22 protein-coding genes are annotated in these 25010 nt (G+C 74.1%); 18 read left to right on the forward strand and 4 right to left on the reverse strand.

The features are described 5' to 3' along the window. Positions 1–538: 538 nt before the first annotated feature. Positions 539–1045 carry a GNAT family N-acetyltransferase gene (locus ACSMXW_RS12720; RefSeq protein WP_485806215.1) on the forward strand — a complete coding sequence of 169 codons (507 nt, stop codon included), beginning with the start codon at positions 539–541 and terminating at the stop codon, positions 1043–1045. A gap of 66 nt (positions 1046–1111) precedes the next feature. On the opposite strand, the gene ACSMXW_RS12725 is transcribed toward ACSMXW_RS12720, so the two are convergent. Then, the gene (locus ACSMXW_RS12725) at positions 1112–2059 is read right to left on the reverse strand and encodes an ACP S-malonyltransferase (protein WP_485806217.1); all 948 of its coding nucleotides are present in this window, start codon (positions 2057–2059) and stop codon (positions 1112–1114) included. A 360-nt stretch (positions 2060–2419) separates the two neighbouring features. Here ACSMXW_RS12725 and ACSMXW_RS12730 point away from each other — a divergent pair, with 360 nt between their 5' ends. From ACSMXW_RS12730 to ACSMXW_RS12780, 11 genes are all read left to right on the forward strand, one after another. Further along, positions 2420–4003: an acyl-CoA carboxylase subunit beta gene (locus ACSMXW_RS12730; protein ID WP_485806219.1), complete on the forward strand. Its 1584-nt coding sequence runs from the start codon at positions 2420–2422 to the stop codon at positions 4001–4003. Next, the gene (locus tag ACSMXW_RS12735; protein WP_485806221.1) at positions 4000–4227 is read left to right on the forward strand and encodes an acyl-CoA carboxylase epsilon subunit; all 228 of its coding nucleotides are present in this window, start codon (positions 4000–4002) and stop codon (positions 4225–4227) included. Before ACSMXW_RS12730 ends, ACSMXW_RS12735 begins: the two co-directional genes overlap by 4 nt. Positions 4228–4460: 233 nt before the next feature. Then, complete coding sequence (locus ACSMXW_RS12740) at positions 4461–5456, forward strand: AfsA-related hotdog domain-containing protein (protein WP_485806223.1); 996 nt, start codon at positions 4461–4463, stop codon at positions 5454–5456. Further along, entirely contained in the window at positions 5453–6586 is a 1134-nt protein-coding gene (locus tag ACSMXW_RS12745) for a ketoacyl-ACP synthase III family protein (protein ID WP_485806225.1), read from the forward strand. The genes ACSMXW_RS12740 and ACSMXW_RS12745 overlap by 4 nt, the downstream gene beginning before the upstream one ends. An 85-nt stretch (positions 6587–6671) precedes the next feature. Beyond that, the gene (locus ACSMXW_RS12750; protein WP_485806226.1) at positions 6672–8336 is read left to right on the forward strand and encodes an FAD-dependent monooxygenase; all 1665 of its coding nucleotides are present in this window, start codon (positions 6672–6674) and stop codon (positions 8334–8336) included. Then, entirely contained in the window at positions 8333–9370 is a 1038-nt protein-coding gene (locus ACSMXW_RS12755) for a beta-ketoacyl-ACP synthase III (RefSeq protein WP_485806228.1), read from the forward strand. The genes ACSMXW_RS12750 and ACSMXW_RS12755 overlap by 4 nt, the downstream gene beginning before the upstream one ends. A 92-nt stretch (positions 9371–9462) precedes the next feature. After that, positions 9463–9720 carry an acyl carrier protein gene (locus tag ACSMXW_RS12760; RefSeq protein WP_485806230.1) on the forward strand — a complete coding sequence of 86 codons (258 nt, stop codon included), beginning with the start codon at positions 9463–9465 and terminating at the stop codon, positions 9718–9720. After that, complete coding sequence (locus tag ACSMXW_RS12765) at positions 9717–10958, forward strand: beta-ketoacyl-[acyl-carrier-protein] synthase family protein (protein WP_485806231.1); 1242 nt, start codon at positions 9717–9719, stop codon at positions 10956–10958. Before ACSMXW_RS12760 ends, ACSMXW_RS12765 begins: the two co-directional genes overlap by 4 nt. A 280-nt stretch (positions 10959–11238) precedes the next feature. After that, positions 11239–12207 carry an aldo/keto reductase gene (locus tag ACSMXW_RS12770; protein ID WP_485806233.1) on the forward strand — a complete coding sequence of 323 codons (969 nt, stop codon included), beginning with the start codon at positions 11239–11241 and terminating at the stop codon, positions 12205–12207. 33 nt (positions 12208–12240) lie between these two features. Then, positions 12241–14154 (forward strand): 3-hydroxyacyl-CoA dehydrogenase family protein, encoded by a 1914-nt coding sequence (locus tag ACSMXW_RS12775; protein ID WP_485806235.1) that lies wholly within the window; start codon positions 12241–12243, stop codon positions 14152–14154. 40 nt (positions 14155–14194) lie between these two features. After that, positions 14195–14977: an HAD family hydrolase gene (locus tag ACSMXW_RS12780; RefSeq protein WP_485806236.1), complete on the forward strand. Its 783-nt coding sequence runs from the start codon at positions 14195–14197 to the stop codon at positions 14975–14977. A gap of 146 nt (positions 14978–15123) precedes the next feature. Here ACSMXW_RS12780 and ACSMXW_RS12785 read toward each other — a convergent pair whose 3' ends face one another. Then, positions 15124–16044 (reverse strand): ScbA/BarX family gamma-butyrolactone biosynthesis protein, encoded by a 921-nt coding sequence (locus ACSMXW_RS12785; RefSeq protein WP_485806238.1) that lies wholly within the window; start codon positions 16042–16044, stop codon positions 15124–15126. A gap of 135 nt (positions 16045–16179) precedes the next feature. On the opposite strand from ACSMXW_RS12785, the gene ACSMXW_RS12790 reads away from it, so the two are divergent. Next, positions 16180–16944 carry a ScbR family autoregulator-binding transcription factor gene (locus tag ACSMXW_RS12790; protein WP_485806239.1) on the forward strand — a complete coding sequence of 255 codons (765 nt, stop codon included), beginning with the start codon at positions 16180–16182 and terminating at the stop codon, positions 16942–16944. Continuing rightward, the gene (locus ACSMXW_RS12795; RefSeq protein WP_485806241.1) at positions 16941–17657 is read left to right on the forward strand and encodes an HAD family hydrolase; all 717 of its coding nucleotides are present in this window, start codon (positions 16941–16943) and stop codon (positions 17655–17657) included. The genes ACSMXW_RS12790 and ACSMXW_RS12795 overlap by 4 nt, the downstream gene beginning before the upstream one ends. 42 nt (positions 17658–17699) lie before the next feature. On the opposite strand, the gene ACSMXW_RS12800 is transcribed toward ACSMXW_RS12795, so the two are convergent. Then, positions 17700–18473, reverse strand: coding sequence for an SDR family NAD(P)-dependent oxidoreductase (locus ACSMXW_RS12800; RefSeq protein ID WP_485806242.1), 774 nt, complete (start codon positions 18471–18473; stop codon positions 17700–17702). 249 nt (positions 18474–18722) lie between these two features. On the opposite strand from ACSMXW_RS12800, the gene ACSMXW_RS12805 reads away from it, so the two are divergent. The 3 genes from ACSMXW_RS12805 to ACSMXW_RS12815 all read left to right on the forward strand — a co-directional run bounded on the left by ACSMXW_RS12805 (position 18723) and on the right by ACSMXW_RS12815 (position 22031). Continuing rightward, entirely contained in the window at positions 18723–19313 is a 591-nt protein-coding gene (locus ACSMXW_RS12805; RefSeq protein WP_485806244.1) for a TetR family transcriptional regulator, read from the forward strand. A gap of 182 nt (positions 19314–19495) precedes the next feature. Then, complete coding sequence (locus ACSMXW_RS12810) at positions 19496–20722, forward strand: IS701 family transposase (RefSeq protein WP_485806245.1); 1227 nt, start codon at positions 19496–19498, stop codon at positions 20720–20722. A 508-nt stretch (positions 20723–21230) separates the two neighbouring features. Continuing rightward, the gene (locus tag ACSMXW_RS12815) at positions 21231–22031 is read left to right on the forward strand and encodes an AfsR/SARP family transcriptional regulator (protein WP_485806247.1); all 801 of its coding nucleotides are present in this window, start codon (positions 21231–21233) and stop codon (positions 22029–22031) included. 70 nt (positions 22032–22101) lie between these two features. On the opposite strand, the gene ACSMXW_RS12820 is transcribed toward ACSMXW_RS12815, so the two are convergent. Next, complete coding sequence (locus ACSMXW_RS12820; protein WP_485806249.1) at positions 22102–23046, reverse strand: LysR family transcriptional regulator; 945 nt, start codon at positions 23044–23046, stop codon at positions 22102–22104. Between the two features lie 438 nt (positions 23047–23484). On the opposite strand from ACSMXW_RS12820, the gene ACSMXW_RS12825 reads away from it, so the two are divergent. Then, positions 23485–24954, forward strand: a complete 1470-nt coding sequence (locus ACSMXW_RS12825) for an MFS transporter (protein ID WP_485806251.1) — start codon at positions 23485–23487, stop codon at positions 24952–24954. Positions 24955–25010 lie beyond the last annotated feature (56 nt).

Below are 25010 nucleotides of genomic sequence, written 5' to 3' on the forward strand. Positions count from 1 at the left end.
CGCGAGCGCCAGCATCAGCGTTCCGCCCGTGGCCACGAAGGGCTTGCCGGAGCCCACCAGCGCCGCCCCGATCGCCTCGACGGCGCGCAGGTCGGCGGCGACCGCACCGGGGAAGTCGCCCTTGAGCAACGCCTCGTGCTTGAACGCGAGGTGGATGACGCCGTCGGCGGAGCCGGCGGCCTCGCGCAGGCCGTCGAGGTCGTCCAGATCACCGCGCCGGACCTCGGCCCCCAGCGAACGCGGCCGCACAGCCCGCGAAGGCGGACGTCAACGAATTCGTCGTCCGCCCCCGCGTCCAGGGGCTGCCGCCCGGTCCGCGGCAGGGGCGCGCCCCAATGGGGGGCGCGGCCCCGCCCTGGAGGGGCGCGGGGACCGGCGCGGGCTGTCGCGCAGGGAACTGCGCGAGCGTCCGACGGGCCTGAAGATGCACGTCGCGTCGTCGCACGGACCCCTCCCAGCAGCCACCCGTGCCGCGGAGGCCGCCGCGACGTGACCTTTAATCGGTGGCGCCATCCGGCGCACTGTGGAGAATGCGTGCATGCCTGTCCGAGCCGTGCACCTCGACGAACTGCCCGTCCTCCAGGACATCGAGAGGGCCGCCGGGCAGTGCTTCCGGGACATCGGCATGCCGGAGATCGCCGAGGACGAGCCGATACCGCTCGGTGAGCTCGCCCGCTACCACAACGCCGGGCTGGCCTGGGTCGTGGCCGACGATTCCGATGCCCCGGTCGCCTACCTGATCGCCGACCGCGTCGACGGCAACCTCCACGTCGAGCAGGTCTCGGTGCACCCGGACAGCGCACGTCACGGTATCGGCCGGTTGCTGCTGGACCATCTGGCGGCCCACGCCACGAGCGAGGGCGCCCCTGCCCTCACCCTCACCACGTTCACCCAGGTCCCGTGGAACGCCCCCTACTACGCACGCTGTGGCTTTCAGCTCATGGACGACACCAGGCTTACTCCCGGTCTGCGGGAGATCCGCGAGCGTGAAGCGGCCCATGGCCTTAACCGGTGGCCGCGGGTCTGTATGCGCCGGGCACTGTGACAGCACGGTGCCGCCGGGGCGGGCACAGCCTGGGCGTGAACGGGGCGGGTGTTGCCCGGTGCGGCACTAGGTCCTGGCCGGTGCGGGGGCCGTCAGGGTGCGGGTCGGGGACGTGGGGAGGGTGCGGCGGGACAGGCCCGCCAGGACGCGGCCGGGGCCGACGTCCAGGAACGCGGTGGCGCCCAGCTCCCCGTGCAGGGTGAGCAGGGACTCGGCCCAGCGAACGGGACTGGTGAGCTGCCAGGTGCTCAGGTCGCGCCACGCACCCCCGCCCCCGTGCCGGCGAGCGTCCACATTGGCGACCACCGGCAGCGTGCCGGCCGTGAAACGCGTGAGCGCGAGGGCATCGCGCAGCACCGAGCCCGCCGGCTCCATGTAGGGCGTGTGGCACGCCGCGGTCACCGGCAGCACCGTGCACCTGAGCCCCCACTTCTCCGCACGCGCGGCCGCCGCCGCGACGGCGGTGCGGCTGCCGGCCACCACCGTCTGCTGGGGGCTGTTGAGGTTGGCGGTCCACAGATCCTCGCCGTCCGCCTGGACGTCCGCGACGAGTCGCGCCACCTCGTCCGCGGTGCCACCCGTCACCGCGGCCATCGCTCCGGGACGGTGCGCCGCGGCCTCGGCCATGGCCCGGCCCCGCTCGCCCACCAGCCACGCCCCGTCGGCCACCGTCAGGATCCCGGCGGCGACCAGCGCGGTGTACTCACCGAGGCTGTGCCCGGCCACCGCCACCACCTCCGTCTCCGGCTCGCCGGCACGGAACTCCGACCAGGCCAGCAGGGAGGCGGCGAACACCGATATCTGTGCGCGGTCGGTGCGGGCCAGGGCCTGTTCGTCGGCCGTGAGCAGCAAGTCGGCGACATCGTGGCCGGACGCCTGCGAGATCTGCTCGACGAGGTGCCAGGACTCCGTGGCACGCCACGGTGCGCCCATGGCCGGGCGCTGCACTCCCTGGCCCGGGAACAGGGCGGCGTAGCGCGCTGCCGTCGCGGAGCCATCGGTCTGGGTGGCCATGATCTTCCTTCCGTCTCGGTTGGCCACATCCTCGGTCCTGTCCGCTCAAGCCCCGGAAAAGGCGGGCACCCTTTTCCGCGGCTTGAGCGGGGCATTGCCGGACATGTCGAACCCTTTTCTCGCACGGCGCAGAACACCTGTCGCCCGAGAGGAGGACCAGGCATGACCACCGTGGTCGAGAAACCTGCCGGAATGCCCGCTGGAAAACCCGCTGGAAAACCCGGCGGAACGCCTGCCGGAACCCCTACCGGAACGCCTGCCGGAGTCCCTGCCGGAACGCCTGCCGGTGCAGGCCCCGCAGATCCCACAGGCCCCGCAGATCCCACAGCCCCCACACCCCCCGCCGAATCCGCGGACCCCGTGCCCCACGGCACGTCCGCTCCGGCACGTCAGGACACCCTGGCCGCCAGGGTCCAGGAGCTGCACGCCCTGCGCGCCCGGGTGGCGGCGGGGCCGGGTGAGCGCGCCACGCAGGCGCAGCACGACCGCGGCAAGCTGACCGCGCGCGAGCGCGTCGACCTGCTGCTCGACCCGGGTTCGTTCACCGAGATCGAGCCGCTGCGCCGGCACCGCGCCACCGGCTTCGGCCTGGAGGACCGCCGCCCCTACACGGACGGCGTGGTCACCGGCTGGGGCACCGTGGACGGCCGGCAGGTGTTCGTCTACGCGCATGACTTCCGGATCTTCGGCGGCGCACTCGGCGAGTCGCACGCCACGAAGATCCACAAGCTGATGGACCTCGCGGAGGCCTCCGGCGCCCCGCTGATCAGCCTCTGCGACGGCGCGGGCGCCCGTATCCAGGAGGGCGTGACGGCCCTGGCCGGATACGGCGGCATCTTCACCCGCAACGTCCGCTCCTCGGGGGTGATCCCGCAGATCAGTGTGGTGCTCGGGCCGTGCGCGGGCGGAGCCGCCTACTCACCGGCGCTCACCGACTTCACGTTCATGGTGCGCGGGGTGGCGCAGATGTTCATCACGGGCCCCGACGTCGTCCAGGCGGTCACCGGCGAGAAGGTGAGCATGGACGAGCTGGGCGGCGCCGACGTGCACGCGTCCGTCTCCGGCGTCTGCGCGTTCGCCTACGACGACGAGGAGAGCTGCCTGGAGGACGTCCGCTACCTGCTGTCCTTCCTGCCCTCCAACAACCGCCAGCCGCCGCCCGCGGTGCCCACCGGCGACCCGCCGGACCGCCGCAACGACCGGCTCGCCGAGCTGGTGCCCGCCGACCCCGCGCAGGGCTACGACGTGCGCGCGGTGATCGAGGAGGTGGTGGACGACGGCGAGTACTTCGAGATCCAGCCCGCCTGGGCGGCCAACGTGGTGTGCGCGCTGACCCGGATCGACGGGCACGTCACCGGCATCGTCGCCAACCAGCCGCTGTCCTGCGCCGGGGTGCTGGACATCCACGCGAGCGAGAAGGCCGCCCGCTTCGTGTCGCTGTGCGACGCGTTCAACATCCCCCTGGTGACCATGCTCGACGTGCCGGGCTTCCTGCCCGGTGTGGACCAGGAGCACGACGGCATCATCCGGCACGGCGCCAAGCTGCTGTACGCGTACTGCAACGCCACCGTGCCGCGCGTCCAGCTGATCCTGCGCAAGGCGTACGGCGGCGCCTACATCGTCATGGACTCCCGTTCGGTCGGTGCGGACCTGTCCTTCGCCTGGCCGACCAACGAGGTGGCCGTGATGGGCGCCGAGGGCGCCGCCAACGTCATCTTCCGGCGGCGGATCGCGGCCGCCGACGACCCCGACGCGGTCCGCGCCCAGGTGGTCGAGGAGTACCGGGCCGAGCTGATGCACCCGTACTACGCGGCCGAGCGCGGCCTGGTGGACGACGTGATCGATCCCGCCGAGACGCGTGCGGTGCTCGCCAGGTCGCTGGCCATGCTGCGGACGAAGCACCGCGCCCTGCCGCGGCGCAAGCACGGGATCACCCCGCTGTGAGCGCGTTCCGGGTGGTGCGGGGCGAGCCGACCGCCGAGGAGCTCGCCGCGCTGACGGCCGTCCTGCTCCTCACCCTGCGGCGGGACGGGACGGGTTCCGACGACGACGGGGCCCGGGCAGCGGCTGCCGGCGGCCGTGCCCCGTGCGCGTGGGACCCCGCCGACGCGGAGTACCACAGCCCCCTGTCCTGGGCCGCCGACGGCCTCATGGCCCGGGGCGGATAGCCCGCCGCCCGCGGGTGCCCGGGGCGGGTAGCCCGCCGCCCCCGCCATGAGGGCGCCTTGAGTCTGCTTTTGGCCAGCGATTGGCGACCCCCCGAGACACTGGAAGCACGTGAGGGAAAGGGGATCCGAACGGAATCGGATCACCTGGACTCACGCCGCATCAGGAGGACCCGAGAATGACTGCAGAAACCACTGGGAACAATTGCCTGCCAGGCGCGTCGAGCCTTGAATTCATGAAGACCGTGGACCGCTCGCTGCTGCACCGCTGGGCGTTGTCCGAGGTGTTTCTGACGGATGCCAGGAAAGTGGGCGACAGCGAATATCTGGCCGCCGCTCAGCTGCCGCCGTCGCACGCCTACTACACCGAGCACACCTCGCGGCTCGGCGCCCCCGACCCGATGCTGCTGCTGGAGTGCTGCCGGCAGGCCGAGACGTACGGCGGGCACGAGTTCGCCGGGGTCTCGCGCAGCAGCAAGTTCCTGCTGCGGTCCTGGTCGATGGCGCTGCCGGGGCTGCTCACCGTCCCCCACCAGGACACGCCCGGTGAGCTGCGGATCGCGGTGCGCACCAGCAACCGGCGCGGTGCGCCGGGTGATGTGCGGCGGCTGACCTTCGGGGTCGACATGAAGCTCGCCAAGCGCTGCCTGGGCTTCGTCAGCATGGACGTCGGCTACATCCCGGCCGACGTGTACGACACCGTCCGCGTCCAGGGCCGGGGCCGCCCGCTGGTGCCGTTCAAGGACCTGCCCCGCGAGGAGGCGCACATCGCGCCGCACCTGGTGGGCCGCAACTCGCCGGCGAACGTGGTGCTGTCCGGCGCGAGGGTGGAGTCCGACGCCGCGCGCGCCACCATACGGATCCCGCTGGACAACCGGAGCATGTTCGACCACGGCCAGGACCACCTGCCCGGCATGGTGCTCATGGAGGCCGCCCGTCAGCTCTGCATGCTGGGCGTGTCCGACCTGTGGGGCGCCTCCGTCAACCGGACCACCGTGGCCGGGTTCGAGTTCTCCTTCATGCGCTACGCCGAGCTGGACCGGCCCACCACGGTGCACATCCGCAAGACCGAGCCCTACGCGGCGCAGGACAACCTCAGCCTGATGCTGCCCGACCTGCGGACCTTCCACATCGAGTTCGAGCAGGAGGGCGACACCATCGCGTCGGGGCAGATGCACACCACGACCTGGGCGGCCGCCTACCGCCTCCCCGAGGGGGAGGAGTGCGCGTGACCCCCGACCACATGGCACCCGGCCACGTGACACCCGGCCCAGTGACCCCCGACCACGTGACACCGGGCCACGTGGCACCCGGCCCGCTGTGGCTGGTGCCGGGACAGTGGCTGCCGGCCACCACCGAGAAGACCGCCGACGCCCTGGCCGCGGGCCGCGTCACCGCGGAGGAGGCCGACGCGATGGGCTACGGGCAACTGCCCGTGTCCCTGACGGCCTCCGCACCGGAGATGGCCGTGCGCGCCGCCCGCCACGTGCTGACCCGCTCCCGGGTGCCCGCCGCGGACCTGTCCGCCGTCCTGCACGCCTGGACCTACTACCAGGGCCATGACTTCTGGTCACCGGCGCACTACGTGGCCGCCGAGACCGGTGCCGAGCAGGCCGTTCCGGTCGGCGTCCAGCAGATGTGCAACGGCGGGGCGGCGGCGCTGGAGGCCGCGGTCCACCGGCTCCGCGCCGCGGGGCCCGCCGCGCGGGACGCCGCGCCCGTGCTTCTCACCACGGCGGACCGCTTCGCCGCGCCCGGCTTCGACCGGTGGGGCGGGGACTACGGCGTCTGGTACGGCGACGCGGGCACCGCGGCGGTCGTCGGCCGCGCGGGAAGCGCGGCGGACGTTCCCGAAGGCGCCCTGACCCTGCGGGCGCTGGCCACCCGGGCCGCGCCCGGCCTGGAGTCCGCGCACCGCGACACGGACGGCTTCCACCCGGCGCCGCACACCCGCACCCCGGCCGTCGACGTCCGGCGTACCAAGAAGGCCTTCCTGGCCGCGTACGGCAAGCCGCGCTTCCTGGACCGGCTGCGCGCGGAGACCCACGAGCTGCTGGCCTGTGTGCTCCGCCAGGCGGGACTCGACCGGGAGCCCGGGGCGCTGCGCGCGGTGCTGCTGCCCCGGCTCGGCCGGGCCACGGCGCGCGACGTGTACGGCCCCGCCACCGACGGCCTGACCCATGCGCCCCTGCACGACCTGGGCGAGAGCACCGGTCACCTGGGTGCCGGGGACCTGTTCGCCAACCTGGCCGCGCTGGGCGACGAGAGGGGCCCGCTGGGCCTGGCGCGCGGCGAGTACGCCGCCGTGCTGAGCGCGGGCGCCGGGTTCACCTGGACCGCCGTCGTCGTCCACCGCCCCTGAACCGACGGCACCGGCACCGCCCCTGAACCGACGGCACCGGCCACGACACATCCATGACGAGGAAAAGACGAGGAAGAGCAGACCAATGACCATCTCTGAGGGCAAGGACCCCGGCGGACGACGCCCCGTCCTCGTCGTGGGCGCGGGACCGGTGGGTCTGGTGCTCGCCACCGAACTGCTCAGCCAGGGCGTGCCGGTGCGGCTGATCGACAACCGGGCCGCAGGACCCGCGCTGCACTCCCGGGCCAGCGTGGTCTGGCCGCGGAGCCTGGAACTGCTGGGCCGCATCGGCGCCGCGGCGCCCCTGGTGGAGTCCGGCAACCGCCTGGACTCGGTCCGCTACTACTCCCGCAGGCGCCACATCGGCGACGTGGACATCAGCCGGCTGACCAACACGCCGTACCCGTTCGGCGTGGTCATCCCGCAGGACAGCACCGAAGAGGTGATCCGCGGCCGGCTGGCCGCCCTGGGCGGCGAGGCCGAGTTCGGCGCCCTCACCGGGCTCGACACCTCCGGGCCGCGGCCCGTCGCCACCATCGAGCGGGAGGACGGGCGCACCGAGCAGCTGGAGGCCGACTGGGTGGTCGGCGCGGACGGCGCCCACAGCGCGGTGCGCCGGCTCGCCGGCATCGACTTCGTCGGCAGCGGCAACGACGTCCTCTTCGCCATCGGGGACGGCCCCGTCGAGGGCGAGATGGACCCGCACGCGCTGCTGTACTGCTACTCCCACACCGGCGCCCTCGGCATCGCGCCCTTCGGGCAGGGCCGGTTCCGGCTCGCGATCAGCGTCCCGGACTGGCAGGACGAGCAGGGCCCGCCGCCGGAGCTGTTCCAGCGGTTCCTGGACGAGCGCTCGCCCCGGCCCGGCCTGGTCGGCGCGCTCGACTGGTCCACCATCTTCCGCGCCCGGCGCCGGGTCGCCGCGACGATGCGCTCCGGGCGGGTGTTCCTCGCCGGTGACGCCGCCCATGTGTTCAGCGCGGCGGGCGCCCAGGGCATGAACACCGGCATCCAGGACGCGGTCAACCTGTCCTGGAAGCTGGCCGGGGTCATCAGGGGCGTCTTCGATCCCGCGATCCTCGACACCTACGACACCGAGCGGCACATCGCCGCCGAGCGCATCGTGCTGACCACCGCCAAGCAGACCAGCTGGGGCCTGTTCCGGCGCCGCCACGAGATCGCACTGCGCGACAACGCGGTGCGGCTCGCCCACGCGAGCGGCCTGCTGCAACGCTTCGGGGCCCCGCTGATGGCCCAGCACGACGTGGCCTACCGGCCCGCCGAGTCGCTGCGCGACACCCTGCCCGGCCTCACCCGTCGGGTGCGGGAGGGCGACCGGCTCCCGGTGTTCACCGCGTACCGGACGGCGCAGCCGGGTGCGGACCGCTGGCCCGCCGTCGATCCGGCCCGGCTCACGCTGCTGCTGTGGGCGGGTGAGCGGCAGGACGCCGCCTGGGCCGCGCGGCGGGACGCCGTGACGGCGGGGGTTCCCGAGGGCGTCACCGTCCGGGACATCTCGGGGTGGCCGGGCTTCGGCCCGCTGCTGGGCACCGCGCCCAGGGCCGTCCTGGTGCGCCCCGACGGGCACGTGGCCGCCCTGACGGCACCCGAACCCACCGCGGTGCGGACCGCGCTGGGCGCCGCCCGGCACGCGTTCACGCCCGCGGGACCCGACCGCACACTGCCCGCGCACACCGCCCCGGCCGGCCCCGCGCCCGCCGCCCGCACCCCCGAGGAGCTGGTCTCATGACCACCGCAGCCGTGGTGTGCGGCCTGGGCGGCGCACTGCCCGGGACCGCGGTCACCAACGACGACCTGGCCGCCCGGTTCGACACCTCCGACCAGTGGATACGCACCAGGACCGGGATCCGCACGCGGTATGCGGTCGGGCCGGGCGAGGCCACCTCCGACCTCGCCGTGGCGGCCGGGGCGCGCGCCCTGGCGTCCGCCCGGAGGACGGAGGGCGACACGGCGGGCGAGGTGGACCTCGTGGTGCTGGCGACCAGCACCCCGGACCGGCCCTGCCCGGCCACCGCGCCGACCGTGGCGCACCGGCTCGGCCTGGGCACCGTGGCGGCCTTCGACGTGGCCGCGGTGTGCACCGGGTTCGTCTACGCACTGGCCACCGCGGCATCCATGATCACCGCGGGTGCGACGCGCCGCGCCCTGGTGATCGGCGCGGACACCTTCTCCACCATTCTCGACCCGGCCGACCGCACCACCGGGGTCATCTTCGGCGACGGCGCCGGCGCGGTGGTCCTGCGGGCCGGCCGGGCCGAGGAGCCGGGTGCGCTGCTCGGCTTCGACCTGGGCAGCGACGGCGACGGCGCCGATCTGATCACCGTACGCGCCGGGGGCTCGCGGCAGCGCGCCGCGGAGCACCCGGCGGCCGAGGGCGACCAGTGGTTCGCGATGGAGGGCCGGCCCGTGTTCACCCAGGCGGTGCTCAACATGAGCACGTCCACCGAGCGGCTGCTCGGCAGGACCGGCTGGCCGGCCGGCACCGTGGACAAGGTGGTCGCCCACCAGGCCAACGTCCGCATCCTGCACGCCGTGGCCGAGCAGCTCGGCCTGGACGCGAAGCAGTTTGCGGTGAACCTGGACCGGGTCGGCAACACCGTGGCCGCCTCCATCCCCCTCGCGCTCCGGGACGCCGTCGCCGACGGCGAGCTGACCCCGGGACAGCGCGTGGTCCTCACCGCCTTCGGCGGCGGTCTCACCTGGGGCTCGGCCGCGCTCGTCTGGCCGGACCTGGCACCGGAACCCACGGTGCCCGGGGCCTGACCGGGGCCGGGCGGCCCCACGCACCACCAACCATCAACCATCGACCACCAACCACCGACACCAACAACGCAGAGAACCAAGGAGCAGGAAAAATGAGCACTCCCCTCGCCCAGGAGTCCCTGAAGCACCAGATCACCGGCCTGATCGCCGACAAGTTCGGCCTCGACGAGCTGGAGCTGCTGTCCGGCGCCACCTTCGACGAGCTGGAGATCGACTCCCTCATCCTCGTCGAGCTGAGCCTGATACTCCGCAAGGAGATGGGCATCGTGCTCGTCGAGGGCGAGCTGAAGTCGTCCTTCACCCTCGATGAGGCCGTGGCCGTCATCCGCGGCAAGGTCGACCAGGCATGAGCGGGGTGGCCAGGGGCCAGGGGGTCGCCATCACCGGCATCGGTCTCGTGACCCCCGCCGGCATCGGGGTGGACGAGAACTGGCAGCGCGTGCTGTCCGGGGTGTCCGCCGCCGCCACCGACCCCGAACTGGTCGGCGAGAAGGTCGACATCTCGTGCCGGGTGCCCGGCTTCGACCCGGTGGCCGCCCTCGGGCGGCGCACCGCGTGGAAGCTGGACCGCTTCACCCAGCTCGCCGTGGTGAGCGCCCGTCAGGCGGTCGCCGACTCGGGACTCGACACCAGCTCCTGGGACTGCACCCGGGTCGGCGTCGTCATCGGCAACTCGCTCGGTGGCGCCGCCACGCTGGAGAAGCAGCTCCGCACCTATTTCCAGGGCGCACCCGAGGACGTGTCCGCCCTGATGATCCCCATGGGCATGGTCAACATGGTCGCCGGGTACGTGGCCATGGACCTGCGGATCCACGGGCCGAGCCTGGTCACCGCGACCGCCTGCGCGTCCGGGGCCTCGGCGATCGGCACCGCACGCGAGTGGCTGCTGTCCGGCCAGTGCGACGTGGTGCTGGCCGGCGGCACCGAGTCGGCGATCAGCCCGGGCACGCTCAACGGCCTGGCCCGCATGGGCGCGCTGTCGGGCCGTACCCACGATCCGGCGGCGGCCTCCCGGCCGTTCGCGCCGGACCGGGACGGCTTCGTCGCGGGTGAGGGCGCCGGCATCCTCGTCCTGGAGCGGTGCGCGGACGCCACCGCCCGGGGCGCCAGGCGGTACGCGGACGTCGCCGGGTTCTCGGCGACGTCGGACGCGCACCACGCCACCGCGCCGCATCCGCAGGGCGAGGGCCTGGCCCGCGCGCTGCGGGACGCCCTGGCCGACGCCGGTGTGCTCCCCAGCGAGGTGGAGCACGTCAACGCGCACGGCACGTCCACCCCGATGAACGACCTCACCGAGGCGCGTGCGCTGTACTCGGTGCTCGGCGATCGTCCCGCGGTGACCTCCACCAAGGGCGTCACCGGTCACACGCTGGCCGCGGCGGGAGCGGTGGAGGCGGCGTACACCGCGCTGTCGCTGCACTACGGTGCCGTGCCTCCCACCGCCAACGTGGAGACGGTGGATCCCGGGATCGACGTCGGCATCGACGTGGTGACCGGGTCCGCGCGGCGGCGCCGGATGAGTGTGGCCGCCAGTACGTCGCTGGGGTTCGGCGGGCACAATGCGGCGCTCGTGCTCACTGCGGCGTAGCCGCGGCCGGCCCCGGTCCGGTTCGGCCGTTCTCCGGCCGCCTGGCCGGTGGCCCCGGCGGGGCGGGCCGCCGCCTTGTGCCGGTGGCGACGCCCGCGTCCCGTCGTGGCTGGGCGCGCCCACGCGGCGGAGCCGCATACCGGCACAGCCCCGCGCCCCCTTCGGGGCTGCGCCCCGTCCGCTTCGGGCGCAGCCTCGCTCTTCGCCGCCGTGCCCCTACGATCCGCCACAGTCGCCGGCTCCCCGCCGGTGATGTGTTCCCCCGACGATTGGAGTTCGTGTGCACACCCGCCGTCTGAGTCAGGTCGCTCCCTCGGTCTTCCCGGTCGGTCTCGGCTGTATGGGGATGAGTTGGGGGTATGCCGAGTCGCAGCGTGACGACGAGGGGTCCGTCGGGGTGATCCGGCGGGCGCTGGACGACGCCGCCCCGCTCCTGCTGGACACTGCGGACGCCTACGGGGCCGGCCACAACGAGACCCTGGTCGGGCGGGCACTGGCGGGGCGCAGGTCCGACGCGGTGCTGGCGACCAAGGTCGGCATCGTGGTGGACGACCTGGCCACCCGGACCCTGAGCCGCAACGGCTCGCCCGGGTACATCCGGCGCTCGGCGGAGGCGTCGCTGCGCCGCCTCGGCGTCGAGACCATCGACCTCTACTACCTGCACCGCGTCGACCCCGCCGTGCCACTGGCCGAGTCCTGGGGCGCCCTCGCCGATCTCGTCCGGGAGGGCAAGGTGCGCCATCTCGGACTCTCCGAGGTCACCCGCGAGGAGGCCGCGCAGGCGCACCGGATCCACCCGGTGGCGGCCGTCCAGTCCGAGTTCTCCCTGTGGACCCGTGAGCCGCTGGACCCGGGGACGGGGCTGGTCGGCTGGTGTGCGGAGCACGACGCCGCCTTCGTGCCGTTCGCCCCGCTCGGCCGGGGCTTCCTCACCGGCCGCTACGCGCGGCCCGACGACTTCGAGGCGGGTGACTTCCGCGCCTCCAACCCGCGCTTCCAGGGCGAGGCGTTCGCCGCCAACCTGCGCATCGTCAGGGCGGTCGAGGAGGTCGCGGCGCGGCACGGCGCCACCGCCGCCCAGGTGGCGCTCGCCTGGACCCTCGCCCAGGGCGACCACATCGTCCCGATCCCCGGCACCAAGCAACTGCGGTACCTGAAGGACAACCTGGCGGCGGCCGGCCTGCGGCTGACCGAGCAGGACCTGCGGGACCTCGACGCCGCGCCGACCGCCACCGGCAGTCGCTACTGACCGGCTGCCCAGCCACACGTTACGGAGACTCCCATGTCCGAGCACGATCCCTCCGCCGCGCCCACCGCCGAGGCGGCCGCGGCGGGCACGCCCACCGTCGCCGTCGTCGGCCTCGGGGCCACCGGCGGCGCGCTGGCCGCCCGGCTGGCCGGCGCCGGAGCGCACGTGATCGGCATCGACACCGATCCGGCGGCCGCCGCCCGCGCCCTGCGGCGGGCCCCCGGCGACCGGCCGCACGAGGTGCACACCACGCTGGTGCCCGCAGGCCGCGCCGATCTCGTGATCGAGGCCGTGCCGGAGCGGCCGGCGCTGAAGCGGTCCGTGCTGACGGCGCTCCACGGCCACCTGCGGCCCGGCACCCCGGTGGTCACCACCGCGCTCACCATCCCCGCGGCCGACCTCGCGCCCATGGTGGGCGGCGAACTGCTGGCCCTGCGCTTTCTGCGCGCCGACGCGCTGGACGCCGTCGAACTGGCCCGCCCGGCCGGTGTCACCGACCGCGCGGCCGAGCTGACCGAGCGGGTGCTCACCCTGGCCGGCGTCGGGGTGCACCGGGTGCGGGACCGCGCCGGTTCGCTCGCCCCCGGCCTGCTGCTGGGGCTGCTGAACCAGGCGGCGTGGCTGGTGTGCGAGGGGTACGCGAGCGCGGAGACCGTCGACACGGCCGTACGCCTCGGCTGCGGCTGGCGCGAGGGACCGCTGGCCATGCTCGACGCCATCGGCCTGGACACCGCCCGTGACATCCTCGGCGGGCTCGCCGACCGCGAGACCGCCGACCGCGAGACCGCCGACCGCGAGACCGCCGACCGCGAGACCGCCGATCGCGAGACCGCCGGCCGCGCGCCGGCGCCGGTGCTGGACCGGCTGGTCGCCGAGGGCGCGCTGGGCCGCAAGACGGGCCGCGGCTTCCACGCCTATCCGGCCGGCCGCGCCCGGCACGCGGTCGCCCCGACGGTGCCGCCCGGCCGCACCGTGGTGGTGGTCGGCTCCGGGACCATGGCCACCGGGATCGCCGAGAGCTTCCTGCGCGCCGGATTCGGCACCTCGCTGCTGGCCAGGACCGAGGACAAGGCGAGGTCCGCCTCCGAGACCGTGGCCTTCGCGCTGGAGCGCGGCGGCGCCGGCGACGACGAGGTGCGGGAGAGCCTGGGCCGCTGGCGGGCCACCACCGACCGGGCCGTCCTCGCCACCGCCGACATCGTGGTCGAGGCGGTCGTGGAGGACCTGGCGGTCAAGCGGGAGATCTTCGCCGAGTTCGGCCGGGTCTGCGCGCCGCAGACGCTGCTCGCCACGTCCACGTCCAGCCTGCCCGTGGCCGCCTGCACCGAGACCGCCGGCCGCCCGGCGCAGGTGCTGGGCCTGCACTTCTTCAACCCGGCGCCGGTCATGCCACTGGTGGAGCTGGTCCCCGCCCCGGGCACCAGCCGGCACACGCTGGCACGGGCCCGTGCCGTGGTGGAGCGGCTCGGCAAGCAGGTGGTGGAGTGCGGCGACCGCTGCGGATTCATCGTCAACTCCCTGCTCTTCCCGTACCTGAACCAGGCCCTGCGGCTGCTGGACGAGGGCGAGGCCACCACGGCGTCACTCGACCAGGTGGTCAGGTCGGTGGGCGGGCTGCCGCTGGGGCCGGTACGGCTGCTGGACGTGGTGGGCTCGGACGTGGCCCTGGAGGTGCAGCGGCGGCTCCACCGGGAGCTGCCCGGGCGTGCCCCGGCGCCCGTGCCGCTGCTCCAGCAGCTCGTGGCGGGCCGGTACCTCGGCCGCAAGGCCGGCGGCAAGGGCGTCCGCGCCTTCCTCACCGACCGCGCCAAGGCCACCGGGCCCAGCGCCGCCCCGGTGCCAGCCCCGGTGCCCGCCCCCGTGCCGGCCCCACGGCCCGCGGCCGTCCAGGCGGACGCCCCCGCGTGGTCCCGTCCGCACCGCGTGGTGCCGTCCCGCACCCCGTAACCCCCCGCACAGATCCCCCTGAAGAGAAGGAGAGGCAGCCATGTCCCGCGCTGTCGCCGGCCCCACCGCCCCCAGCCCGTTCCCCCTGCCGTCGGACGCACCCGGGGCCGCCCCCGCCGACGAGGCCGAGCCGTCCTTCGGCCCGGCCGGCATGGCGCTGTTCGACGTCGACGAGACGCTGATCACCGTCAAGAGCATGTTCCGCTTCCTGGCCTGGGACTTCCGGGCCCGGGGGCTGCCGCCGAGCGCCTACGGGCAGGCGGCCGGGACGCTGCGCCGGCGGTCCGCCGCGGGGGTCTCCCGGCAGCAGACCAACCGCGAGTACTACCGGCTCTTCGCGGGCCGCCCGGTCGACGAGACGCACGAGCACGGCCGCGCGTGGTTCCACGCCGAACTCGCCGGCGGGGCGCTGCTGCACCGGCCCGCGGTGGCCGCGCTGCGGCACCACCAGCGTGCCGGTGCGGTGATCGTGCTGGTGTCGGGGTCGTTCCGGCCCTGCCTGGAACCCCTCGCCGAACTGCTCGGTGCCGACGAGGTCCTGTGCAGCGAGCCGGAGGTCGTCGACGGCTCCTACACGGGGCACCTGGAGCACCCCGTCATCGGCGTCGAGAAGGGCCGGCTGGCCGCCGACGCGCTGCGGCGGCACGGTGTGCCCCCGGCCCGGGCCGTCGCCTACGCCGACCACAGCTCGGACCTGCCGCTGCTGCGCGCGGTGGGGCACGGGGTGCTGGTCGGTGACGACTCGGTGCTGGGCGCGCATGTCGCGCGGACCGGAGGCGGCACGCTGCCCGGCATACGGAACGGCGCGCAGCGGGCGCGGTGAGGCCGGTCCGGACGGCCGGGCGGTGCCCGGCGGCGGTCCTCGGCGGAACGGTCGTCCTCGGGGGGACGGCGGTCCTCGGGGGGACGGCGGTTTTCGGGGAACGACGGTCCTCAACAGGACGGTCGTCCTCGGCGGGACGACGGTCCTCAGCGGGACGACGTGCCGGCCACGGACACCAGCGCGGTGAAGACGAGAGCGTCGTCCTGGTGCATCGACACCAGCAGGCGCGTGCGGCCCTGCTGGTCGTCGGGCAGGGGCTGGCCCGACACCCGGCAGGGCCGGTCCAGCTCGACGTAGCGGAGGAAGAGCGCCTCCACCGCCTCGGTGACCACCGGGCGCGGGTGGCGCAGCCGGCGCGCGGCCTGCTGCGCCGCCTCCAGCAGCAGGATGCCCGGGACGTGGTCGGTCGGGTGGTCGAAGTACAGCGGGTGGTTGAGGTCGACCCGCAGCTGCCAGGTGGTGCTGACGTCGGTGGCGGAGAGCACCGCGTCCCGGAAGTACTCGCTGCCCCCGGAGATGGGCGGCGGCAGCGGCCGGCGCCGGGCGAGCTCCATCAGGTGCGGCGCGTCGCCCCGGGTGCCGCGCAGCCGCTGGTAGACGGCCGGGGACTGGACGCTGAAGCGGGAGTACGCGCTCGCCAGCCACTGTCCGTCCCGCTCGACGGTGATGTCCATCGCGAGGCCCGACACCCTCTCGCGGCGCCGCACGATGTCGTGGCACCGCACGCGCAGATGGGTGGGCGCCGGCCCGCCTTCGGCCCCGAGCGTCCCCGGCGCCAGCACATAGCGGTACTGGTCCCACACCAGACGGTCGTCGAACGGCACGCCGTAACCGGTGTGCGAGATCAGCGGGAACGTCTGGCGGATCGTTTCGGTGAGCAGCACCGCGCCGTTGTGGGGGCTACGCTGAGTGTCCATCAACAGGTCGGCCTCACGCCAGTCCACACAGATCAGGAACTCGTCCTCTCCGGTGCGCTCCACCTGGGAGAGCAGGACCTGCGAGGGGTCGTGCTTGTGCACGAGGCTCTTGTCCAGCCGGCCCCCGCCGGCCGGTCTCGCGGACGTCATGTGGTTCATGGCAGGTACCCCCTGTGGGAAAAACGCGCCCTTGGCTCGGTTGGTGCCCCGGCCTGGCGGGGCGGCGCCACAGTCAGTAACATAGAGGATGTTCTCTTTTTTTGTCGAGCTTCGGGGATAGCGCATATGTCACATCCCAGACAGGAACGCGCGGTGCACACCCGCGAGCAGATCCTTCAGGCGGCGGCGGAGGTCTTCGACGAGTACGGATACGCGGGCGCGGGGATCAACAAGATCCTCAAGCGCGCCGGGGTGACCGCGGGCGCGCTCTACTTCCACTTCAAGAACAAGCAGGACCTCGCGCTGACGGTCATGCACGCCCAGCGCGGGACGATAGAGCCGCACGTGCCCTCCCTCGGACTGCAGCGCCTGGTGGACATCACCCTCATCTGGTCGCACGCCCTTCAGGCCGACGCGCTGCTGCGGGCGGGCGTCCGCCTGACGGCCGAGCAGGCGGGCATCGGCCTGCGCGACGCCGGCCCGTACGCGGTGTGGACCGCCGGCTTCCAGGAGTGCCTGGAGGACGCCCGGGACCGCGGCGAGCTCCGCGGGCACGTGGCGCCCGACGTGCTCGCCGAGTTCGTGGTCGGCGCCTGCACGGGCATGCAGGAGTACGCGCAGGTGGCCACCGGACGCACCGACCTGCCGCGCCGCACGGTCAACATGTGGCACCTGCTGCTGCCCGGGATCGCGACCGAGGAGGCGTTCGAGCGCATCCTGTACAGCCAGGACCGCGCCACCGCGCTGTGGAAGGCGGTGGGCGACACGGGCGCCGGCGGCGCGCGGGCCGGCGCGGAGCCCGGTGCCGGGCACGACGGCGCCGGGCACGACGGCGCCGGACGTGACGCGGCAGGGCGGGCCGGCGCGGGAACACCGGGGAAGGACCGATGACCGAACCTCTGCGCCACCTGAGGCTGGCCGCCGTCAACATCGACGGGGTGCTCCTCACGGACACCTTCAGCCCACTGATCCACCGGTTCATCACCGGCCGCGGCGGCGTCTACTCCGCGGAGGTCGAGCGCCGCGTCTTCTCGCAGCCGCAGGCGGTCGCGGGACAGGCCATGGCGGACGCGGTGCCCGAGCCGATGACCGGACAGCAGGCGCTTCAGGCCTACTTCGCCGAGCGCGAGGCCTACCTCGCCGACCACCCGGTGGAGATCACCGAGGGCGCGGAAGAGCTGCTGCGCCGGCTGCGCGCCGCGGGCCTGCGCACGGTCTGCTACGGCGGTCTGGCCCGGCCCCACTTCGACCGGCACCTGGGCCGGTACGCCGACCTCTTCGACGCCCCCGAATACGTGTGCACCGACGACATCCGCCCCGGGATCCGGGAGATCGCCGCGCTCTTCGGGCTGCGGCCGACCCAGGTGCTCGTCATCGACGACGTGGCCCGGGTGGCCGAGGAGGCCAGGCGGCTCGGGGCGCCCTTCGTCGGCCGGCCGAGCAGCTATCCGCACTGCCACCAGGCGGAGCTGATGCGGCAGGCCGGGGTCCCGCACGTCGTCTCCGAGCTGGACGAGATCGACACGGCCCTGCTGCGCGCCGTGGACCGCGCGGCCGCCGCCGGTACGGCCTGGGGCACGGGCCCGGTGCCGCGGCCCCGGTGACCGCGGCACCCTGACCGGCGCCCCCGGTGGGCGCGGCCACGCTCAGACGGCGGTGACCCCGCCGTCCACGGGCACGGCCGCGCCCGTCACGAACGACGACGCGTCACTGAGCAGCCACAGCGCCGCCTGTGCCACCTCGCGCGGCGCCGCCATCCGGCGCTGGATGGCGCGTGCGTAGAACTTCTCCTCCACGGCCGGCGCCGCGTCGAGCACGGACTCCATCATCTCGGTCAGCGTGGCGCCCACCACCAGCGCGTTGACCCGTATGCCGCGGGCTCCGTACTCGGCCGCGGCCGCCTTCGTCAGTCCGATCACCGCGTGCTTGGCCGCGACATAGGGCGCGTCGACCCCCGTGGCGATCAGCCCGGCCGTGCTCGCGGTGTTGACGATGGCGCCGCCGCCGGCCGGCAGCATGGCGGGGATCTCCCGGCGCAGGCAGTTCCACACCCCGCGCACGTTCACGTCCATCACCGCCTCGAAGTCGCCCTGCGGCATCTCGTGCAGGCTCTGCCCCACCGTGGAGTGGCCCGCGTTGTTGAAGGCGGCGTCGAGGCGTCCGAAGCGCTCCACCGCGCTCGCCACCGCCCGGCCGACGTCGTCGGGGCTGCGTACGTCGCCCACCGCCGCCGCGGCCCGGCCGCCGGCCGCCGTGATCTCCCCGACCAGCGCGTCGAGGCGTGCCCTGCGCCGCGCCATCAGCACCACGGCCGCACCCTGCTCGGCGAAGAGCCTGGCCGCCGCGGCGCCGATGCCCGACGAAGCGCCGGTGATCATCACTACCCGATCGTCGATGTCACATAAGGAGTTCGTCGTCATGACGTTCAGTCAAGCATTCGATTACCGCCGCCGGGACCCGTCGTGCACGGCGGACATCGGCCGGGTTGGCCGAAGTATGCGCACAACCTGCCAAGAACGTCGCAGAGTTGGCCGCGACCTGGGCTTCCCGCCGAGAACACGATCTACGGTGGAACGGCGGCCGGCCGCATCGGCCGTTCGCTTCCCGTTGTCCCTTGCGTCTCGTGGCCGCCGGCCGCGCAGGGCGTTCGGCGAAGGAGGTACGGCCGGGTGAAACGGCAGGAGAGGGCGGAGCAGACCCGCGGGCGGCTCCTGGATGCCGCGGCCTGCGAGTTCGCCGAGCGCGGCTACGCCGGTTCCGCCCTGCAGTCGATCGTCAGGCAGGCGGGGTGCACGATGGGGGCGCTGACCTTCCACTTCCCGTCGAAGGCGGCGCTCGCGGACGCCGTCCAGGAGGCCGGCGAGGCCGCCACCGCCAAGGTGATCGGCCGGGGCACCGCCACCACCGTGGGGGACGTGCTCCGTGACACGCTGGCGCTGGCCGAGGTGGTCGAGACCACCCCCAGCATGCGGGCCGCGGCCCGCTTCGCCCGCGAGGGCCGTGACGGCGATCCCGGCGAGCACACCTGGTACGCCTCCTGGGTCCCGCGGCTCCGCGCCGAGCTCGAACGGGTCTGGCCCGAGGAGCGGTTGACGTCCGATCTGACGCCGGAGGCGGTCACGGCGCTGCTCAGCTGCCTGGTGATCGGCATCGAGGCGACCACGGCCAGCAGGGCCGCCCTCGACTCGGCGACGGGGTGCGACCCGGGCGCCGCGCTGCGGCACCTCACCCGGGCGCTCGGCGCCCTGGTCGCCCGGTAGCCCGGCAGCCCACGGTCTTCCCTGGTCAGGCCCCGCGGGCCCCGCGCGCCCCCGGCCGGCATGGCAGGCGCCCGCCACCCTTCCCCGCCCGTGCAGGTGTTCGGGTTTTCCGATCGCTCTTTTGGAAACAAAGAGAACGTTCGCTATGTTGAGGAGGAAGGCCAGGGAGGGGAGAACCACCCATGAACGGGTCCTGGGACACCACAGGGGCCATGTGCGCGGACGCGTCGCCGCCGCTCACCAGCAGGCTGTTCGCGCATCTGCCCCGCGTGGACCAGCGACGGTGGGCGACCGTCTACCTCAAGGGGCTGCTGTGCACCCCGGGCAAGAAGTCGGTCCGGCGCATGGCCGCCTCCGTCACCCACTCCCCCACCGCTTCCCAGTCGCTCCAGCAGTTCATCAACGTCAGCCCCTGGCGGTGGCAGCCGGTCCGCGAAGAGTTGGCCCGCTGGGTCGCCGAGCGCTCCCCGGTGCGCGCCTGGACGCTGTCACCCGTCGTCGTCCCCAAGCGCGGCAGGCTGTCGGTCGGTGTGCACCGGCGCTTCGTGCCCGCCCTCGGACGCACCGTCAACTGCCAGCTGGCCATCGCCGCCGTGCTCTCCGGCGAGCGGGGTGACGTCCCCGTGGACTGGCAGCTCCACCTGCCGCGGACCTGGACCGAGGACGGGGAGCTGCGGAGGCGGGCGCGCATCCCCTTCGGCATGGCGCACACCTCCGTGACCGGCCTGTGCCTCTCTCTCGTCGACCGGCTGCCCCGCACCGGGCACCGCCCGCCGCCCGTCGTGGTCGATCCCGAGGGGCAGTTCGACGCCGAGGCCCTCATCGCCGGGCTCGACGCCCGCGGCCACGACTGGCTGGTCGCCGTGCCCGACTCGCTGCCAATCGCCCCGGCAGGCCCGGCGGACCACGACACGCGCGGGACCTCCGGCGCCGGCCCCGGCCCCGGCCCCGGCCCGGACACCGTGCGCGTCCTGCTGCGCCGCGGCACCGCACCGCGCGACACCGTCCCGGCCATGGCCCTGCCGCCGGGGACCGTCCGCCTGAGCCTGATGCGCACCATCGTGCCGCTCGCCGGCCGGACCATCGACTGCCTCCTGGTCGGCGAGTGGCGGTCCGCGCCGGCCGGCCGGCCCGACCGGATCTGGCTGAGCAACCTGCCCCGCACCCGGCAGGCCGAGGCCCGGGAACTGATCGCCGCGCACGCCGCCGCACGGGCCGAGGCGGCCGAGGCCGCGCTCGGACTGCGGGACTTCGGCGGCCGGTCCTACCCCGGCTGGCACCGGCACGCCACGCTGGTCTCCGCCTCCTGTGCGCAGCGCCGCCTGGGCCCCGGCCCGGCCCCCGAGGCCGCCGTGGGACCTGCGGTGGCCGGCCACGGATGCCGGCCCGAGACCATGCCCGCACCGTGAACCGGCCCGGGACCGCACCCGCGCCATGAACCCGCCCACCGAGACCGTGGCCCGCGCCGTGAACCGCGGCCGAGGCCGCGCCCGCGCCACGAACCCCGCCCCGCCCTAGACATGCCCGCGCCATGAACCAGCTCGAGACCCCGCCCGCGCCGTGACCCCGTCCGCCTCCCGCGGACCCGCCCCGCGCGGCCCGCCGCCGGTACCGCGGCGGCCGGCGACCCGTCAGGCGTACGACGCCGTCCGGCCTACCACGAACGGTCTCCACGCACCCGATGGACGCCGTTCGGCACACGACGCCCCGTCGGACGCGCGACGCCGCCGTCCGGCGCGGGACACCCCGGCGGCCGGACCACGCCCCGGCACGCGGGCCACGCGCGCGCGCAGACCGCCGCGCGGCGCCCCGTCCGCCGCTCGCCCTGCCCCGTTCCCACCCACCCCGCACCCCACACGTGCGGCCGGTCGCCCGCCGGTGCGCGTGCGCCCCGACCCCATACACCAGGAGGAAGTTGTGGAGTTCCGTCTTCTCGGCCCGATCGACGTGCGCGAGCAGGGCCGTGACATCACCCCGTCGGCACCCAAGCAGCGCCAGGTGCTCGCCCTGCTGCTGGCGCGGGCCAACCGGCGGGTCTCGGTCCCCGCGCTGCTGGCCGAGATCTGGGGCTGCGACCCGCCACGGACCGCGACCACCGCGCTCCAGACGTATGTCGCCTCCATACGCAAGACCCTGGGCGCGGCCGCCGGGCGCACCGCGCGGTGCGTCGCCGAGGACCGTCTGCTCACCGACGGCAACGGCTATCTGCTCAGGGTCGCCCCCACCGAGTGCGACCAGCCGCTCTTCGAACAGCTCGTCGTCCAGGGCCACGAACTGCTGAGCGGCCGTGACCCGGCGCGCGCCACCGAAGTCCTGGGCGAGGCCCTGGCGGTGTGGCGCGGCACGCCCTTCTGCAACATCCAGCAGGGCAGCCACCTCGCCGCCCACGCGCGCGTCCTGAACGAGGCGTACCTGGGCGCCTGCGAGATGCGGGTGGAGGCGCTGCTGCTCTCCGGTCGGTTCAGGGAGGCGGTCGGCGAGACCGTCGCCCTCGTCGAGGAGCATCCGTACCACGAGAACCTGCACGCCCAGCTGATGCGCGCGCTGTACGCGTCGGGGCGGCGGGCCGCGGCCCTGGAGGTCTACCAGTCGCTGCGCAGACGGATGAGCGAGGACCTGGGCATCACCCCGTCACCGGCCACCCGGTCGCTGCACCACGAGATGCTCCAGGACCGGCCGGACCCGCGCTACCTCGCCGTCTCGGGCGTGGCCGGCTGAACCACGCCGCCACGCGGGGCGCGCCGCGGTCGGTGCGGGTGCGGGGGCTTCCACCGGCCGCAGGGCGCGCTCACTCCTCCGGCGGGTCCGCCGCCCACAGGCTCTCCAGCGCCTTGCCGGGACCGCCCATCCGGCGCACCTCGTCGACGGCCACCCTGACGAACGCCCGCAGGCGGCCCGTCTCGTGGTCCGTCGGCCAGATGAACGCGTACTCGATGGGCGGTGCGTCCAGCAGCGGGCGGAACACCAACCCGGGGCGGGCGTAGTAGCGCCGCCCGGCCGCCGAGACCGGTGTGACGCCCTTGCCCGCCCGCACCAGGGACAGCGCGTCCTCCCAGTGCGTCATGGCCTGCCCGTGCGGTATCGGCCGCCCCGACGGCGTGTGCCGCGGGAAGTGGTAGTCCAGCCAGTGCGCGGGCACCGGTGCCGAGACCGTCAGCATGGTCGCCTCCGCCAGGTCCTCCACGCTCAGCGACGCGCGGCGCGCGAAGGGGTGCGTCGACGCCATGATCAGCATCCGGGGCTGCGACACCAGCACCGGACCCTCGGTCAGGTCGGGCTCGGCCACCGGCAGCTCGGTCACCTGGAGCTCGACGTCCCCGGTCCGCAGCGGTGTGTACGGGTCGGATATCTGCACCTGCCGGATCTGCACCTCGATCTCCGGATGACGGGCGCCGAACACCTCGGCGATGCTGTGCAGCAGGTGACCGTTGAAGGCGCCGGAGTAGCCGACGCGCAGCGTGCCGGCGATGCCCCGCCCGGCCGCCGTGGCCCTGGCGATCGACTCCTCGATACGGCGCCAGCCCGGCTCGATGCCGTCCCGTAGCTGCTCGCCGATGGCGGTGAGGGTCACCCGGCGGCTGGTGCGCTCGAAGAGCCGTGCGCCGACGCGGCGTTCCAGGCGGGCGATGGTCTGGCTGACCCGGCTCTGGGACACGCCCACCCGCTCCGCCGTCCTGCCGAAGTGCAACTCTTCGGCCAGGGCGAGGAATATCTCGATCTCCTGCCGTTCCATAGGTGCCGTCCGCCCCCTGCTCCTGGGCACATCCGGTCGCGGGGACCGGTCGAGAATCGGTCACGAGCCTGCCTATCAGCTTGCCCTGAAGCGTGTTCCCGCCTCCGCCGCAAATCGGGGCACGCCGTCCGGCCTTTGCCCTTTCGTTGCCTGACGGGACGTTGGATTCCGGACTCTTCCGGACACCGGTGGTCAGCGGACGCGGGGCCTCCGGAACACGCCCCCCGCGGAGCATGCGACGGGTCCGCCGTGTGACCACCCCGCCGGGCCGTGACGCCGGTCACTCTCCGCCACTCCGGCCCGCCCCGCGCACCAACGCTGACCGGCCGCGATTCCGAACGATGAGTCCAGATGATCGATCATTGCACAGAACGTCCTTGTTGCCCGGACGCGCGGCTTCGATGCTGGTCAGGACAGTTGTTATGGAAAGGATGACCGATGACCGTCACCGAATCCCCGCCCCCCGCCGAAGCGTCGCACGACGTGCTCGCGGCGCCGACGCCGGACGTCGACGCCGGATTCGGCACCCGTGGGTGGCTGGTCCTGCTCACGCTCTGCTGCGCCACCTTCATGTGCGGGCTGGACTTCTCCATCGTCACCGTGGCCCTGCCCGACATCGGCTCGGGTCTCGGCTTCTCCTCGGTCGGCACGCTCCAGTGGGTCGCCACGGCCTCGCTGCTGCCGTCCGCGTCCCTGCTGCCGCTGTTCGCCCGGGTCTCCGACCTGATCGGCCGCAAGCGGCTGTTCACCCTGGGCGTGGCCCTGTTCACCCTGTTCTCGCTGGGTGCGGCGGCGGCCGGCAGCCCCGGGGTGCTGATCGCCACCCGGGTCGGGCAGGGCGCGGCGGCGGCGATGATCGCCCCGGCGGCCATCGCCCTGATGACCGGTTACTTCTCCGAGGGCCCGAAGCGCGCCCGTGCGCTGGGCCTCAACGGTGCCGTGATGTCCCTCGGCTTCGTGCTCGGCGCGCTCGGCGGCGGCGTGATCACCAGCGGCTTCAGCTGGCGCTGGACCATGGTCGTGCTGTGCGCGATGGGTGCGCTCGCGCTGGTCGGGGCGCTCGCCCTGCCGGCCATCCGGGAGCCGGGTACCGCCAAGCGGATGGACATCCCGGGCGCCATCCTGGCCACCGTCGGCCTGTTCGGGCTGGTGTACGGCATCTCCACCGGCGGTGACAAGGGCTGGGTCCGCGCCGACGTGCTCGGCACCATCATCGGCGGCGTCGTCCTGCTCGGCCTGTTCCTGCTCGTCGAGCGGAGCCACCCCGAGCCCCTCATACCGCTGCGGGTGCTGAACCGCCCCAGCGTCAAGTGGTCCGGTCTGTTCGGCATCATCACCTTCGGCATGTGCGCGGGCACCACCGTGCTCCTCAGCCTGTACATGCAGGACGTGCTGGGCTTCTCGCCGCTCGCCGCGGGCCTCGGCTACACCGGTGAGGGCGTGGCCGCGGTGCTCGGCGGTCTGTACGTCGCGCGTCTGCTGGCCCGGCTGCCCGGTGCCGTCGTGCTGGCCATGGGCCTGGCCATCCAGGGCCTCGGCACGGTCGCGATGTTCACCCTGCCGGACCACCGCAACCTGGCGTCGCTGCTCATCACCTCGTCGGTCATGGGCCTCGGCCATGTGTTCAGCGTCGTCTCGTTCATCACCGTGATGACCACGAACGTCGACGAGCAGGACCAGGGCGTGGTCGGTGGGCTGTCCCAGCTGCCGCAGTACGTCGCGGCCATCGGCGTCGCCGGGCTGAGCGCCATCGCGGCCGCCCGCACCAACGCACTGGCCGACGGCGGGACGGCCGGCCGCGCCGACACGCTGGCCGGTCTGCACGCCGGAATGGTGACCGCGGGCATCGTCGCCCTGGTCGGCTCCGTGCTGGCGGGCACCGTGCTGCGCCGCCGGACCAGGGCGTAGCCCCCAGGCCCCGGCCCGCCGCGCACCATGCGGCGGGCCGGGCCCCGGACGGCACG

The organism is Streptomyces sp. DSM 116793 (assembly GCF_057320905.1).

Excerpts from the sequence above, each read along its gene's own strand:
- ACSMXW_RS12720 (WP_485806215.1), top strand. The coding sequence starts at position 539 with ATGCCTGTCCGAGCCGTGCACCTCGACGAACTGCCCGTCCTCCAGGAC.
- ACSMXW_RS12725 (WP_485806217.1), bottom strand. The coding sequence starts at position 2,059 with ATGGCCACCCAGACCGATGGCTCCGCGACGGCAGCGCGCTACGCCGCC.
- ACSMXW_RS12740 (WP_485806223.1), top strand. The coding sequence starts at position 4,461 with ATGAAGACCGTGGACCGCTCGCTGCTGCACCGCTGGGCGTTGTCCGAG.
- ACSMXW_RS12750 (WP_485806226.1), top strand. The coding sequence starts at position 6,672 with ATGACCATCTCTGAGGGCAAGGACCCCGGCGGACGACGCCCCGTCCTC.
- ACSMXW_RS12755 (WP_485806228.1), top strand. The coding sequence starts at position 8,333 with ATGACCACCGCAGCCGTGGTGTGCGGCCTGGGCGGCGCACTGCCCGGG.
- ACSMXW_RS12760 (WP_485806230.1), top strand. The coding sequence starts at position 9,463 with ATGAGCACTCCCCTCGCCCAGGAGTCCCTGAAGCACCAGATCACCGGC.
- ACSMXW_RS12765 (WP_485806231.1), top strand. The coding sequence starts at position 9,717 with ATGAGCGGGGTGGCCAGGGGCCAGGGGGTCGCCATCACCGGCATCGGT.
- ACSMXW_RS12775 (WP_485806235.1), top strand. The coding sequence starts at position 12,241 with ATGTCCGAGCACGATCCCTCCGCCGCGCCCACCGCCGAGGCGGCCGCG.
- ACSMXW_RS12780 (WP_485806236.1), top strand. The coding sequence starts at position 14,195 with ATGTCCCGCGCTGTCGCCGGCCCCACCGCCCCCAGCCCGTTCCCCCTG.
- ACSMXW_RS12785 (WP_485806238.1), bottom strand. The coding sequence starts at position 16,044 with ATGACGTCCGCGAGACCGGCCGGCGGGGGCCGGCTGGACAAGAGCCTC.
- ACSMXW_RS12790 (WP_485806239.1), top strand. The coding sequence starts at position 16,180 with ATGTCACATCCCAGACAGGAACGCGCGGTGCACACCCGCGAGCAGATC.
- ACSMXW_RS12795 (WP_485806241.1), top strand. The coding sequence starts at position 16,941 with ATGACCGAACCTCTGCGCCACCTGAGGCTGGCCGCCGTCAACATCGAC.
- ACSMXW_RS12800 (WP_485806242.1), bottom strand. The coding sequence starts at position 18,473 with ATGACGACGAACTCCTTATGTGACATCGACGATCGGGTAGTGATGATC.
- ACSMXW_RS12810 (WP_485806245.1), top strand. The coding sequence starts at position 19,496 with ATGAACGGGTCCTGGGACACCACAGGGGCCATGTGCGCGGACGCGTCG.
- ACSMXW_RS12820 (WP_485806249.1), bottom strand. The coding sequence starts at position 23,046 with ATGGAACGGCAGGAGATCGAGATATTCCTCGCCCTGGCCGAAGAGTTG.
- ACSMXW_RS12825 (WP_485806251.1), top strand. The coding sequence starts at position 23,485 with ATGACCGTCACCGAATCCCCGCCCCCCGCCGAAGCGTCGCACGACGTG.